The following is a 12,538-nucleotide window of genomic DNA, read 5'->3' as shown; positions in this document are numbered from 1 at the left end:
GCACGGGTGCCGGTCAGACGCCCGCCACCACCGCGTACCGCTCGTCCGTCACCTCCTTCCCCCACAGCACGGAGTCGCCGGACAGCCGCTCCACGCGCGCCCCGGACGTCAGCGGCGCCAGCAGCGCGAGGAGCCGGTCCGCGGGTATGCCGACCGGGTGCAGCTCGCCCCAGACGCCCTCGACCAGCACGAACCTGCCCCCGGGGCGCAGCAGCCGCCGCCAGCGCCGCAGCGCCCGGGCCTGGCCGGGCAGCGCCCACAGCACATGGCGTACGAGGATCACGTCGAAGCGGTGCTCCCCCACCGGCGGGGCCTCGGCCGGTCCGCACAGCACCTCGGCCGGGTGCCCGGGCAGCCAGGAGGAGAGTCTGGCCGCCCAGGCGGCCCGCACGGCGGGATCGCGCAGGCCGTGGTCCGGTTCGTCGTCGAATCGGGCGGCCCGCGCGTCCCAGTCCGGCGGCTGGGCAGTCGTATCCCCGTGCTCACGCTCATCGGTCATGGCCGGAGAGTGACACACGCCACTGACAGTCCCGCACGGATGGGGAACTCTCACCCCACACGCCCGCCTCCGCCGTCACGCGGAACCCGGTGGGCGCCGAAGGAGGCAGCCATGCGCCGTACGACCGTGCAGAAGCCGCTGAAGAGGACGGACGTCCGCCGGATCCGCGAGGAGGCGGAGGAGCGTCCGGCGGGGCGCCCCGAGGTGCGCAAGGACATCGCGCGGACCTGGTGGCCCGACGGCTGACCCCGCCTCCGGCCGTCAGCTGAGGGCGGAGGCGCAGGTGGTCGGGGTGGCGTGGGCCGGGTCGAGGGCGTTGGCCGCCTCGTGGAAGACGATGCGGTCGCTCAGGCCGGCCAGCACATGCTCGGAGAGGTCGAGCGGGCACAGGTCCTGGAGCAGGACGTTGTGCACGTCGGAGCCGCTGAGGTACTGGCTGCGCCAGGGGGTGGCCACCTCGTCGTACTGGGTGGCGATGACCGTGTAGTGCACCCCGGGGACGGTGTCGCCGCCCGCGTTGAGCTTGGTGAGGAAGGCGGAGCCGGGGATCTGGTCGGCGAGGCCGGGGGTGGTGGCCTTGACCAGGTCCGTGGCGCCGGGGAAGTACGGCAGCAGGTTGGTGAGTCCGCTGATGGTGGCGCCGTGGTTGTCGGGGGCGATGCCGACGAGCGCGTTGACCTTGGCCGCGCCGCCGAGGAACTTCAGGTAGTAACGGGGCATCATGCCGCCCTGGGAGTGTCCGACCAGGTCGACCTTGGCGGTGCCGGTGGCGGAGCGCACCTGGTCCACGAAGGTGGCGAGCTGCGCGGCCGACTGGTCGATGGGGCCGAGGCCGTGGAAGACGGGGACGCCGGGGAGCTGGCCGTAGTCCAGGGAGAAGACGCAGTATCCGCGGGCCTCCAGATAGGGGGCGAGGCCGAGCCAGTTGTCGACCGAGTTGCCGAGGGTGCCGTGGACCAGGACCACGGGGCGGGGGTGGGCGGCGGACGGCTTGCAGGAGTAGTCGTTCCAGCCGCTGTGGGTGGCGGTGTCGGCGTGCGCGGCCGTGGCGGGCAGGGCGACCGCGGCGGCGGACAGCAGCAGCGCGGTGAGGGGTCTGAGCACTCTCTTCCAGGGCAGCATCGGGTGATCTCCTTGCGGCTCAAGGGGGCATACGGCGGACTGGCCCTGTGATCCGGATCACGGGATGCTGTTCATCCGTCAAGTTACGGGCGGGTAGCCTCCGGGGGAAGTTACGCGCAAGTAAAACTTCCAGCCCCGGCAGCCCGCCTGACGCGCCGTCACCACAGGGGCCGCACCGGCCCATGGGGCGCGATCCTCGCCAGACTCCCCCACAGCGCCCGCACTTCCGCCTCCCCCAGCAGCTCGCGCCACCCGCCGACGACCTCGGCCGCCGCCTCCTCCGCCGCCCGGGTGCAGGCCCGGCCGCGTTCGGTCAGCACGACCAGCCGGGCCCGCGCGTCCCCCGGGTGCGGCCGCCGCTCGGCATAGCCCCTGCGCACCACCTCGTCCACCAGCTGGCTCGCCGCCTGCTTGGTCACCCCGAGGTGCGCGGCGAGTTCGGTGACGGTGGCCCCGTCCGGCGCGAGCCGCGCGAAGGCGAATCCGTGCGCGGGCCGCAGATCGGCGAAGCCGCGCGCCACGACCCCCTCATGGATGCGCTGGGTGAGCCCGCCCGCCGCGGCGAGCAGGGTGGCGGACAGGGCCATGGCGTCGGAGTTCTGCACGGGGGCATTGAAACACCCTTGACGTATTGGTCAAGCAGCCTGACCATATAGTCAAGCTGCTTGACCATATGATCGAGAGCCCGGGCGCCCGAAATCCGCGCGCCCGGAACCCGCTTGTCCACCCGCTCGAACGGAGAGCCCTGCCATGCCCGTCGTCCGCTCGTCCGACGCCGTGACCCACGAGATCCACGGCGCCCGTTTCGTCTCCTACGCCGCCCCGCTCACCGGCAGCGAGGAACTGTGCGCCTGGCGGGGGGAGATCCCGGCCGGCACCCGGGCCCCGGCCCACGTCGTCAGCCGCGAGGAGATCTTCCATCTGCTCGTCGGCGAGCTGCTGATCACGCTCGACGGCCGCACCGAGCGGGTGCGCGCGGGCGACACGGTGATCGTCAACGCCGGGTCCACCCTGGGGGTGGAGAACCCGACCGGGCACACGGCGATCTCCTGGGTCACCACCTCCGTCGGGCTCACGGCCGAGCTGGCGGACGGCACCCTGCTCACCCCGCCATGGGCCAACTGACCCCGCCGCCACGGGAGTCACGCGAAAGACGCGCCGTCGCCGCGGGCCGTACCGCGTCCGGGCCGAAGCGCCGGCGGGCCCGGTCGGCGGCGGCCTCGGCGGCGCGGGCGCGGGCGTCGCCGGGGTCCAGAGAGAGCTGGTGGAAGGCGTCGGCCACCGGGCGGAGACGGTCGGCGCGGAGCGTGAAGGCGCGCACCCGGGCCCGTTGCAGACCGAGGGAGGACAGCAGGCCGAGGGCCGCCGCGGCGAGGGCGGGCGAGTGGTCGGTGGCCTCCGGCAGCGTGTGCGCCCGGGTGCTGGAGCTGCGGTCGGCGTAGCGCACGGTGAGGGTGACCCGGCCCGCCACCCGCCGCTGACCGCGCAGGAGTTGCCCGATCCGGTCGGCGAGCCCGAGCACGGAGCGGTGCCGCTCCGCCGGGTCGAGGCAGTCCCGCTCCAGCACCAGATCGGCGGTCAGCCGGTCCGCCGGCTCCCCGGGCGTGACCGGGCTCGGGTCGTGGCCCCGGGCGCGTTCGGACAGCAGCCGGGCGGTGCCCGTGCCGAGCAGGCGTTGCAGGGTCGCCGGGGACAGGTCGGCGAGCTGTCCGACGCTGTGCAGTCCGTACCGGCCGAGCGTCGCCGCCGTACCGCGGCCGATCCCCGGCAGCGCGGTGACCGGCCGGGGGCGCAGCCATGCGGCGGCCCGCTCGGCGGGCACCCAGGTGGTCTCCCCCGGCGCGGACGCGTCGGCCGCCATCGCCGCGAGCATCCGGTTGCCCGCGAGCCCCGCGCTGCCGTCGATGCCGTAGAGGGCCTTCAGGCGCATCATCGTCATCTGGACCACGTCGTAGGGGGACAGCCCGAAGTACCGGAGCGCCGAGGTCAGGTCCAGCTGCACGGCGTCGGGCGGCAGTTCCCGCACATGGGGCGTGACATCAGACATCAGTTCGATTACATGGCCGTACCGCTCCTCGTTCGGCGAGCCGTGCAGATACAGATGGGCGATGTGCCGCTGACGGATGCTCATCCCGCGCTCCCCGGACTGGTGTGACCGAACTTCTTCAGGTCGGCCGAGCGGCTGCCGGCGGGCAGCAGATCGGCGTACGGGTGCAGGCGGGCACCGGTGGTGCCGTTGGCCAGGGTGCGCCGCGGCTGGGCGGGGGTCGGGTGCGGGCGGCGTTCGCCGAGGAGGGCGAGCGCGGCCTCGGGACCGTCGTCCCGGCGGGCCGCGGCGATCTCGTCCAGGTCCCAGGCCATGGTGCCGACGACGCTGCGGCGGGTGCCGCGCACCTGCACCGTGCCCCGTACCAGCAGCAGCCCGCTGTGGAAGACGGTGTACGCGCAGGCCGGGTGGGAGTCCTCGAAGAACGCCAGGTCGACCAGGCCGGAGCCGTCCTCCAGGGTGACGAAGATGATCCGCTTGCCGCTCGCGATCGGCGGGGTCTGGGTCGACGCCCGGACCCCGGCGACCAGCACCTGCTGCCCGGCCCGCAGCCCGGCCAGACGCACCGCGTCAGTCGCGCCGATCTCCCGCAGCAGCCGGTGGTGGTGTTCCATCAGGTGCCTGGAGACATCGATGCCGAGGGTGTTCAACTCGGCGCCGAGCGCCTCGCGTCCGGTCATCTCCGGCAGCCCGCTCGGCTCGGACCCGCCGACGGCCCCCGCGATCAGGGGCAGTTGGCCGGTGCCCGCGGACCGGTTGCGGGCGGCCCGGTGCAGTTCGGCGAGCTGGAGCAGCAGATCGCGCCGGGTGAGCCGGCCGTCGTGCAGGGCACCCAACGCCCCGATCTCCGCGAGGCGTTCGGCGACCGGGCGGCTGGGCCGGGCCCGCTGCCAGAAGTCGGACAGCGATCCGTAGGGCTGCCCCGCCTCGATCCGCGCGCACTCCTGCGCGCCGATGCCGTGCACGGCGGACAGCGCGAGGCGCACCCCCCACCGGTCCCCGTCGGTCTTCTCCACGGTGTGCCGGGCCGCGGACCGGTTGACGTCGACGGGCAGCACCGGCACCCCGCGCCGGCGCGCGTCGGCGACCAGCACCCGCTTGGGCCACATCCCGGGGTCGTGTTCGAGCAGCCCGGCCAGCAGGAAGGCCGGGTGGTGCGCCTTGAGCCAGGCGCTCTGGAGGGCCGGTACGGCGAAGGCGACCGCGTGCGCCCGGCAGAAGCCGTACGCCCCGAACGCCTCGACCGTCCGCCAGACCTCCTCCCGCACCGCCCCGTCGTAGCCGCGCGCGCGGGAGCACCGGTGGAACCAGTCCCTGATCGCGGGCAGCCGCTCCCTGTCGCCGAGCGCCCGCCGGGTGATCTCCGCGAAGGCCGGGTCGCAGCCGGTCAGCACCACCAGCGTCTCGATGATCTGCTCGTGCCAGATGGTCACGCCGTAGGTGTCGGCGAGCACCGGCTCCAGGTCCCGGTGGGCGTACTCGGGCGTGCCGCCGTGACGGGCGGCGATGTACCGCTCGGGCATGCCGCCCGCGACCGGTCCCGGGCGGAAGAGGCTGATGTCGGCGATGACGTCCTGCTGGTTGCGCGGCTGGAGCCGGGACAGCAGGTCCTGCTGGCCGGGCGACTCCAGCTGGAACAGGCCGAGGGTCTGGCTCTCCTGGATGAGTTTGAACGCGAACACGTCGTCCAGCGGCACCTGTCCGGGGTCGTCCAGGTCGACGCGGTCGCCGGTGGTCCGTTCGATCTCCGCGACCGCGTGGGCCATCGCGGACTGCATCCGCACGCCCAGGACGTCGAGTTTGATGTTGCCGAGCGCCTCGATCTCCTCCTTCGCGGCCATGGCCATCGGGTAGTCGCCCTGCGGGGTGGGCTGCACCGGCAGCCGGTCCAGCAGGGTCGCGTCGCTGATGACCACGCCGCAGGGGTGCATGGCCATGCCGTGGACCAGCGAGTCGAGCCCCTCGGCCAGTTCCCACAGGGGCCCGAACCGGCCCGCCTCGGCGGCCAGTCGACGCAGTTCGGGCAGTTCCGCGAGGGCGCCGGTGATGTCCGAGGCGCGCAGGTGCGGGAAGCTCTTGGCGATCCGGTCGACCTCGGCCGGGGCGATCCCCAGCGCGAGGCCGGTGTCGCGCAGGGCCCGGCGCGCCCGGTACGTCTCGGGCATCGCGGTGACCGCGACCCGCTCCTTGCCGAACCGCTCGAAGATCGTGTCGTAGCCCTCCAGGCGCCGCGCGGACTCCACGTCGATGTCGATGTCGGGCAGCGAGACCCGGCGGTCGCTGAGGAACCGTTCGAACAGCAGCCGGTGTTCGAGCGGGTTGGCGGTGGCGATGCCCAGCGCGTGGCAGACCAGCGAACCGGCGCCCGAGCCGCGGGCCGCGACCCGGATGCCCTTGGCGCGGATGTCGGCGACGACCTGGCCGACGGCGAGGAAGTACGCGTCGTAGCGCAGCCGGGAGATCACGGCGAGTTCCTCGTCGAGGCGGCCGAGCGCCACCGGGTCGCGGTCGAGGCCCCGGCGGGCCAGGCCCTCCGCGCTGCGCCGGCGCAGCAGCCGGGCGGCGCCGTCCGTCCCGGGGCCGGCGCCGAAGAGCGCGGGCTCGGGAAAGTGGTGGGCGCCGAGGCCCAGGTCGGCGCGGGGGTCGAGGGCGCATGCGGCGGCCGTGGCGGCGGTGTCCGCGAGCAGCCGGCGGGCCCGGCGCTCATCGGCTCCGGCGCACTCGGCGATCATGCACGCGAGGACCGTCATCGCCCGCTCGTCCTTGAGCCAGCGCTGCCCGCTGTCCAGGCGGGCCCGGTCGACCGGGCGCAGCAGCCGGGCGGCGTCCAGGACGTCGGCGAGGCGGTGCTGGTCGGGGTCGGCGTAGCGGACGGCGTTGGCGAGGACGGCGGTGGTGCCGGTGCGGTCGGCCAGCGCCAGGGTGCGGGCGGCGAGGCGGAGGGAGCCGGGACCCGTGCCGGAACGTTTCTGCGCGACGGCCTCCAGCCGGACCTCCCGCCCGAAGACCTCCCGCCAGGGCGCCAGCAGCCGTACCGCGACGTCCTCCCGGCCCACCGACAGCGCCCGGGCCGGCTCCGAGAGGGGGCCGAGCAGGGCCAGCAGCCCGGGGCCGCCGTGCTCCCGCAGCGCCGACCACGGCACCACGGGCGCCCGGCCGCCGAGGGCGTCCGCGTGGGCGGCCGAGGTGATCCGGCACAGCCGCGCCCAGCCCTCCCGGTTCCGGGCGAGCAGGACGACGCGCAGCGGCGGCTCGACCACATGGGCGCCGCCGCGCGCCGGGGTGCGGCGGCGGGCGGGGGGCGGCGGGGCGAGGGCCGCCACCGCGAGATCGACGCCGAAGAGCGGCCGTACCCCCTCCTTCGCACACGCCCGAGCGAATCGAACAGCGCCGGTGACGGTGTCCCGGTCGGTCAGCGCGAGCGCCGCCATGCCCCGCTCGGCCGCGCGGCGCGCCAGTTGTTCCGGGTGAGCGGCGCCGTAGCGGGCGGAGTAACCGGACGCGACATGCAGATGGGCGAACCCCGCCATGCCGCACCTCCCTCACTCCACCCCTTTTCAGCCATACGTCCGATACGTTCATCGTACGCTCGTTCGAATACTCTAGCTCCATCGACGCTGGTCGGCGAGTCTGTTCGAACAGATGAGTGATTCTTCACCGAGGGTGAGACGCGAGTGCGAGAGGTGAGCGGTGGCCAAAACAAGGCGTCCCGCCCCGAGGAATCGGGACGGGACGCCGGGTCGGTGCTGCGGTCAGCCGAGCGTGGTGCCCGTGGCGGAGAGGGCGGCGGTGACCGGCTGGAAGAAGGTCTGCCCGCCGGAGGTGCAGTCACCGCTGCCGCCGGAGGTCAGGCCGATCGCCTTGTCACCGGAGAACAGCGAGCCGCCGCTGTCGCCGGGCTCGGCGCAGACGTCGGTCTGGATCAGCCCGCTGACCGAGCCCTCCTGGTAGTTCACGGTGGCGTTCAGACCGGTGACCGTGCCGTCGTGCACATGGGTGGTGGACCCGCTGCGCGTGACCTTCATGCCCACCGTGGCCTCGGCGGCGCCGGAGATCTTCTGGGTCGAGCCGTCGTAGAGGTCGACCTCGCTCGGGTGGGCGGCGTCCGAGGTGTACTTGACCAGGCCGAAGTCGGTGCCCGGGAAGTGCGACTCCGCGTTCTGCCCGATCGCGTTGCCGTCGGCGTCCGTCCAGCTGGAGATGTCCGCGGTGCAGTGCCCGGCGGTCAGGAAGTACGGCTGGCCGTCCTTGACCACGTTGAAGCCGAGCGAGCAGCGGCCGCCAGAGCCGTTGATGGCGTCACCGCCGGCCACGAAGGGCTTGTACTCGCCCTGGAACCGCTTGAGTTCGGCCGTGCCGCCGAGCCCGTCGACCACCTTGCTCAGCTTGTTCCAGCGGGCGCCGGTGACGGACTTGTCGGCCGTGACGACGACCTTGTTCGACACCGGGTCGAGGGACCAGGACGTGCCCGGGATGGTCGCGTCCTTCTTCAGCGTCGTCCGGGCGCCGTCGAGCTGGGCGAGGGTGTGGGTGACGATTCTGGCCTTGGCGCCCTTGGCCTCGACCGCCTTGGCGGCCGTCTTGTCGAGCACGTTCACGACGAGGCTCCTGGCCTTGGCGTCGTAGTAGCTGCCCGCCGTGTCCGCGCCGAGGCGGGCGGTCAGGTCGGAGGCCAGCGTCGCGGCCGCCGGAGCGGACAGCGGCCGGGCCTGGACCGCGGGCTTCACGGGCTCGCTGGCGTTCGCATTCTGCAAGGTGACACCCGCTACGGCCAGCGCGGCGACACCCGCGCCGGCCATCACGAGCCGGCGCCTGGGTATGCGTCGGTGCTTCAACTCACGTCCTCCTGTGGGGGGACGGCCGCCGGGTTGTGGGGACCCGACGACCGGAAGGCTGGTTGACGGGCGCTCACTCTTCCGAAGCCCACAGGGAACCCACAAGGCCGAGTTCCGGACGCACCGGAGAGCGGCCCTCGCACGCCCGTTCACAGGTGACCCGCCGTCACCACCGAGGAAATTTCGGGGCGCAAACACTACGGGCGAGTGGCGCTCATCGGAACGTGACCATGACGCATGGCTTGTTTCATTCGCCGCCGTCGCCCTTCCTTCACAAGCCGGACAGGAAGAAGCCCCCGCACAGGCGCATATGTGCGGGGGCTCACATCGACCGGGCCGAAGCCGGGTCCGGTTAGGGGAGCGTGACGCCGTAGTAGCTCAGCGCCTCGGTCACCGGCTGGAAGAAGGTCGTACCGCCGGAGGTGCAGTCGCCGCTGCCGCCGGAGGTCAGGCCGTAGGCGACGGACCCGTTGTACAGCGGGCCGCCGCTGTCGCCGCCCTCGGCGCAGACCGTGGTCTGGATCAGGCCGGAGACGATGCCGTCGCTGCCGTAGTTGACGGTGGCGTTGAGCGCGGTGACCTTGCCGCTGTGCGTACCGGTGGTGGAGCCGCGCCGGTAGACGGTCTGGCCCACGCTCGGGGTGGCCGCGCTGGAGATGGTCTGGCTGCCGACCGCGCTCGGGTGCGCGATCGCCGAGTTGGTGTACTTGACCAGGGCGAAGTCATTGCCCGGGAAGCTGTAGCCCACGTTGGTGCCCAGCGTGGTGGTGTGCCCGGAGTTGCTGTACCAGGTGGAGGCGACCTGGCCGCAGTGTCCGGCGGTCAGGAAGTAGTACGTGCTGCCGCTGTGCACGTTGAAGCCGAGCGAACAGCGGTACTGGCCGCCGTAGATGGCGTCGCCGCCGCTGATCAGCGGCTTGAACGTGCCGGCCGTGCGCTTGATGGTGAGCGCGCCCGCGCCGGCGCCGGCCTGCTTCTTGATCTTGGCGATCCCGGCCTGGGAGACCGTGTCGTCGACGGTGACGACGACATGGTTGTTCTTGGCGTCGACGGCCCAGGCGGTGCCGGGGACGTCCGCCTTCATCACCGAGTCGCTCGCCTGGGTGAGCTGCGCCGCGCTGAAGGGGTGGGCGTCGCTGGCGCTCGCCGTGGGGGCGGCGAACGCCGCTGCGGCCAGGAAGCCCGCGGCGACGGCGATCGACCGGGTCCGTCTCGCCGAGCCGTTCGGGGCGGTGGTGCGCTTGATCCTCACTTTTCGTTCCCTCCAAGGGGAGTCGGGGGCCCGCGTGGGGTCGGGGCCCGTGAGGCGCAGTCAGGGCCGTGACCGGGTTCCGGTTTCTCATGTCCCTGACAAGCGCTGAGGGGGAGTATTCGGCCGACCGACCGGTAGGCACAAGGGTGCCTTTCGGCCGTCGGACTTTAGTCCTCCTTTGCCCAACGGCCGCCGCTTCCACTCCCCTTGAGGTCAGCTCAGCGCCCGCTCCCCCGCTTCCACCGCCGCATCCAGCGTGTTCCCCGGTGGCGGGAGGGGGCAGAGGAAGTGGTCGGCGAAGGCGCAGGGCGGCAGTTGGGCGCGGTTGAAGTCGACGGTCGTACGGCCCTCCGCGTCCGGCGCCTCGGGGTAGAGGAAGCGGAACCGGAAACTCGTGTCGCCGCTGGTGGCGTCGGCGAAGACCGCCCACAGCGGCCCCTCGCCCTGCCGGGCCACGGCCAGTGTCCGCTCCCGGCCTGCCAGGGTGAAGGCGAGTTCACCGGCGAGGGCGAACCCCCGGGTGCGGCCGTCCGCGTTGCCGAGCCGCAGCACGCGCTGCGCGTCGTACGGCGTGAAGCGGCCCGGCACCGACCAGCCGGGGTCGTACCCGGTGGCCTCGATGCCCCGGAAGGTCCGGCGGCCCTCGGCTCCGGGGTCGTAGACCCGCACCCCCCAGCTGCCCTCGCGCACCAGGACGACCAGCCGTTTCTCGCCGTGCGAGACACGGGCGGCGGCCTCCGGGCCGGTGTCGGCGGTCAGCCGGACCTCCCCGGCGAAGGGGCGGCGGTCCACCTGGAGCCCGTCGGCCTCGGTGGCGGTCAGCACCACGCCTTCGCCATCCGCCAGCCAAATCCCGGGAATGTCCGGAAGTCGTCCCTCCGGCCGGTCCTCGATCCAGTGGGTGCCGGTCAGCGCGAGCGGTCCGTAGGGCGCGGTGACCGACTCCTCCCGCTTCTCCCGCCACTGCTTCCATGCGTCGAACGCGTCGATTGCCATGCCGTTCCATCTCTTGGGGTGGTTTGTCATCTCCGGTCGCGGTGGCCGCGGCGCGGGGCGGGCCAGGCCCAGGTGTTCGCGCAGGGTGCCGCCCGGATAGAAGGTGCGGAACAGGCCGCGGTGCTGGAGTAACGCGACCGTGCCGTTGACCAGCCGTTCCAGGTCCCGGCGGGGTTCGACGGGGACCAGGTGGAAGCCGTCGGCGGCGCCCTCGGCGTGCCAGGCCGCGAGCAGGTCCGCGAGATCGACCGGGCCGCCCCGGTACAGCGGGCCCCGCGCGGTGGGCCGGGGGCCGCCCCCGCCGTGCCCGGGCTCGGCCGCGCACTCCCCGCCGCCGAGGTCGACCCGCAGGCTCACCAGGACCCGCGGGACGCCCGGCTCCCGCCCCGACCTCGCCGCCCGGACGCGCAGTTCCTCGCGGGCGGCGGCGGCCTCCTGCGGGGTCGCGGCGCGCACCAGGGCCACCTCGGCGCGCCGGGCGGCGAGGGTCCGGGCGTCCCGGGTGCTCGCGTCGACCAGGCGGAGGGGGCCGAGGCGGTACGGCGATCCGACGCCGAGGCCGTCCGCCCCGCCCCCGAGACCGGTGGCGTCCTCGGGGTGCTACGGGTGCTCCGGGTGCTCCGGGTGCTCCGGCGGCTCACCGGCGTGGGAGGGGGCTTCGCCCGCGCCCGGAACCCCGGCCGCACGGCCGTCCTCACCCGCCCCCGCGCCGGGCCCGGTGCCGGGCGCCTCGGCCCACCGGCCCGCACGGCCCTGGGCGACCCGGTCCAGGAGGCCGGACAGCCCCGCTCCCCTCGGCACCAGCCCGATCCGCCGGGTCGCCGACGCCATCGCCGCCACCAGGTCGAGCACCTCGGGCCCCGGCCGTCCCGTGGGATGGTCCAGGGTCACGAAGTCCAGCCGGCCCTGCTCGGCGAGCCGTACCAGTTCGGTGCGGGGGCCGGCGTCCGGGCGGTCGGAGAGGTCGAGGGCGGCGGCGAGATGCAGCATCCCGCGGCGGTACCGCCCGCCCACCTCACAACACCTTCGCCAGGAACGCCCGGGTCCGCTCCTCGCGCGGCGCGTCCAGCACCGCCTCGGGCGGCCCCTGTTCGACGATCCGGCCGTCGGCCATGAAGACCACCGTGTCGGCGACCTCCCGCGCGAAGGCGATCTCATGGGTGACGACGATCATCGTGGTGCCCCGGTCGGCCAGATCGCGGATGACGTCGAGGACCTCGCCGACCAGCTCGGGATCGAGCGCCGAGGTCGGCTCGTCGAAGAGCAGCAGCCTGGGCTTCAGCGCCAGCGCCCTTGCGATGGCGACGCGTTGCTGCTGCCCGCCGGACAACTGCCGTGGGTAGGCGGCGGACTTGTCGGCGAGCCCCACCCGCGAAAGGAGCCGGTGCGCTTCCCGGACCGCCTCCGCGCGGGGCTGTTTCAGCGCGGACACCGGCGCCTCGATCACATTGTCCAGGACGGTGAGGTGCGGGAAGAGGTTGAAGTTCTGGAAGACGAAGCCGATCTTGGTGCGGCGGCGCAGCACCTCGCGTTCGGGCAGCTCGTGCAGCCGGTCCCCGGCGCGCCGGTAGCCGATCGGCGCGCCGTCCACCGTGATCTCGCCCCGGTCCGCCTTCTCCAGGTGGTTGATGGTGCGCAGCAGCGTGGACTTGCCGGAGCCGGAGGGGCCGAGCACGACGGTGACCTCGCCGGTGCGGACCTGGAGGTCGACGCCCTTGAGGACGTCGAGCGGGCCGAAGCTCTTGTGCACCGACCGGATGTCGACCATGACGGTCATGGGATCAATT

Annotated in this window: 12 protein-coding genes; 2 read left to right on the top strand and 10 right to left on the bottom strand. The window is 73.4% G+C overall.

The window, feature by feature from the left end:
• Nucleotides 1–13: 13 nt before the first annotated feature.
• Nucleotides 14–499 (bottom strand): methyltransferase domain-containing protein, encoded by a 486-nt coding sequence (locus GHR20_RS28165; protein ID WP_153814757.1) that lies wholly within the window; start codon nt 497–499, stop codon nt 14–16.
• A 111-nt stretch (nt 500–610) separates the two neighbouring features.
• Between GHR20_RS28165 and GHR20_RS38180 the strand changes: the two genes are divergently transcribed.
• The gene (locus GHR20_RS38180) at nt 611–745 is read left to right on the top strand and encodes a hypothetical protein (RefSeq protein WP_111585131.1); all 135 of its coding nucleotides are present in this window, start codon (nt 611–613) and stop codon (nt 743–745) included.
• 15 nt (nt 746–760) lie between these two features.
• Here the strand turns inward: GHR20_RS38180 and GHR20_RS28155 are convergent, their stop codons facing one another.
• Nucleotides 761–1,621, bottom strand: a complete 861-nt coding sequence (locus tag GHR20_RS28155; protein ID WP_111585130.1) for an alpha/beta fold hydrolase — start codon at nt 1,619–1,621, stop codon at nt 761–763.
• A 158-nt stretch (nt 1,622–1,779) separates the two neighbouring features.
• The gene (locus GHR20_RS28150) at nt 1,780–2,226 is read right to left on the bottom strand and encodes a MarR family winged helix-turn-helix transcriptional regulator (protein WP_153814756.1); all 447 of its coding nucleotides are present in this window, start codon (nt 2,224–2,226) and stop codon (nt 1,780–1,782) included.
• 145 nt (nt 2,227–2,371) lie between these two features.
• On the opposite strand from GHR20_RS28150, the gene GHR20_RS28145 reads away from it, so the two are divergent.
• Nucleotides 2,372–2,746, top strand: a complete 375-nt coding sequence (locus GHR20_RS28145; protein ID WP_111585128.1) for a cupin domain-containing protein — start codon at nt 2,372–2,374, stop codon at nt 2,744–2,746.
• Here the strand turns inward: GHR20_RS28145 and GHR20_RS28140 are convergent.
• The 7 genes from GHR20_RS28140 to GHR20_RS28110 all read right to left on the bottom strand — a co-directional run bounded on the left by GHR20_RS28140 (nt 2,724) and on the right by GHR20_RS28110 (nt 12,528).
• Nucleotides 2,724–3,752 carry an ImpB/MucB/SamB family protein gene (locus GHR20_RS28140; RefSeq protein ID WP_153814755.1) on the bottom strand — a complete coding sequence of 343 codons (1,029 nt, stop codon included), beginning with the start codon at nt 3,750–3,752 and terminating at the stop codon, nt 2,724–2,726. The genes GHR20_RS28145 and GHR20_RS28140 overlap by 23 nt on opposite strands.
• Nucleotides 3,749–7,198 (bottom strand): DNA polymerase III subunit alpha, encoded by a 3,450-nt coding sequence (gene dnaE / locus GHR20_RS28135; RefSeq protein WP_153814754.1) that lies wholly within the window; start codon nt 7,196–7,198, stop codon nt 3,749–3,751. Before dnaE ends, GHR20_RS28140 begins: the two co-directional genes overlap by 4 nt.
• 222 nt (nt 7,199–7,420) lie before the next feature.
• The gene (locus tag GHR20_RS28130; protein WP_148027527.1) at nt 7,421–8,503 is read right to left on the bottom strand and encodes a S1 family peptidase; all 1,083 of its coding nucleotides are present in this window, start codon (nt 8,501–8,503) and stop codon (nt 7,421–7,423) included.
• 352 nt (nt 8,504–8,855) lie between these two features.
• Nucleotides 8,856–9,755 carry a S1 family peptidase gene (locus tag GHR20_RS28125; protein WP_153814753.1) on the bottom strand — a complete coding sequence of 300 codons (900 nt, stop codon included), beginning with the start codon at nt 9,753–9,755 and terminating at the stop codon, nt 8,856–8,858.
• A gap of 213 nt (nt 9,756–9,968) precedes the next feature.
• Nucleotides 9,969–10,751 (bottom strand): DUF1684 domain-containing protein, encoded by a 783-nt coding sequence (locus GHR20_RS28120; RefSeq protein WP_153816159.1) that lies wholly within the window; start codon nt 10,749–10,751, stop codon nt 9,969–9,971.
• 600 nt (nt 10,752–11,351) lie between these two features.
• Complete coding sequence (locus tag GHR20_RS38405; protein ID WP_343336023.1) at nt 11,352–11,741, bottom strand: hypothetical protein; 390 nt, start codon at nt 11,739–11,741, stop codon at nt 11,352–11,354.
• Nucleotides 11,742–11,766: 25 nt separating this feature from the next.
• Nucleotides 11,767–12,528: an amino acid ABC transporter ATP-binding protein gene (locus GHR20_RS28110; RefSeq protein ID WP_153814752.1), complete on the bottom strand. Its 762-nt coding sequence runs from the start codon at nt 12,526–12,528 to the stop codon at nt 11,767–11,769.
• Between the last annotated feature and the right edge of the window lie 10 nt (nt 12,529–12,538).

The sequence above is a fragment of the Streptomyces sp. SUK 48 genome (assembly GCF_009650765.1).
Taxonomy (GTDB): domain Bacteria; phylum Actinomycetota; class Actinomycetes; order Streptomycetales; family Streptomycetaceae; genus Streptomyces.
The sequence above is the reverse complement of the archived record's forward strand: the minus strand, read 5'-3'. Positions and strand labels throughout refer to the sequence as shown.

What these genes read in the sequence shown, in the direction of transcription:
- GHR20_RS28165 (WP_153814757.1), bottom strand. Translation starts at nt 499, where the DNA reads ATGACCGATGAGCGTGAGCACGGGGATACGACTGCCCAGCCGCCGGAC.
- GHR20_RS38180 (WP_111585131.1), top strand. Translation starts at nt 611, where the DNA reads ATGCGCCGTACGACCGTGCAGAAGCCGCTGAAGAGGACGGACGTCCGC.
- GHR20_RS28155 (WP_111585130.1), bottom strand. Translation starts at nt 1,621, where the DNA reads ATGCTGCCCTGGAAGAGAGTGCTCAGACCCCTCACCGCGCTGCTGCTG.
- GHR20_RS28145 (WP_111585128.1), top strand. Translation starts at nt 2,372, where the DNA reads ATGCCCGTCGTCCGCTCGTCCGACGCCGTGACCCACGAGATCCACGGC.
- GHR20_RS28140 (WP_153814755.1), bottom strand. Translation starts at nt 3,752, where the DNA reads ATGAGCATCCGTCAGCGGCACATCGCCCATCTGTATCTGCACGGCTCG.
- dnaE (WP_153814754.1), bottom strand. Translation starts at nt 7,198, where the DNA reads ATGGCGGGGTTCGCCCATCTGCATGTCGCGTCCGGTTACTCCGCCCGC.
- GHR20_RS28120 (WP_153816159.1), bottom strand. Translation starts at nt 10,751, where the DNA reads ATGGCAATCGACGCGTTCGACGCATGGAAGCAGTGGCGGGAGAAGCGG.
- GHR20_RS38405 (WP_343336023.1), bottom strand. Translation starts at nt 11,741, where the DNA reads ATGCTGCATCTCGCCGCCGCCCTCGACCTCTCCGACCGCCCGGACGCC.
- GHR20_RS28110 (WP_153814752.1), bottom strand. Translation starts at nt 12,528, where the DNA reads ATGACCGTCATGGTCGACATCCGGTCGGTGCACAAGAGCTTCGGCCCG.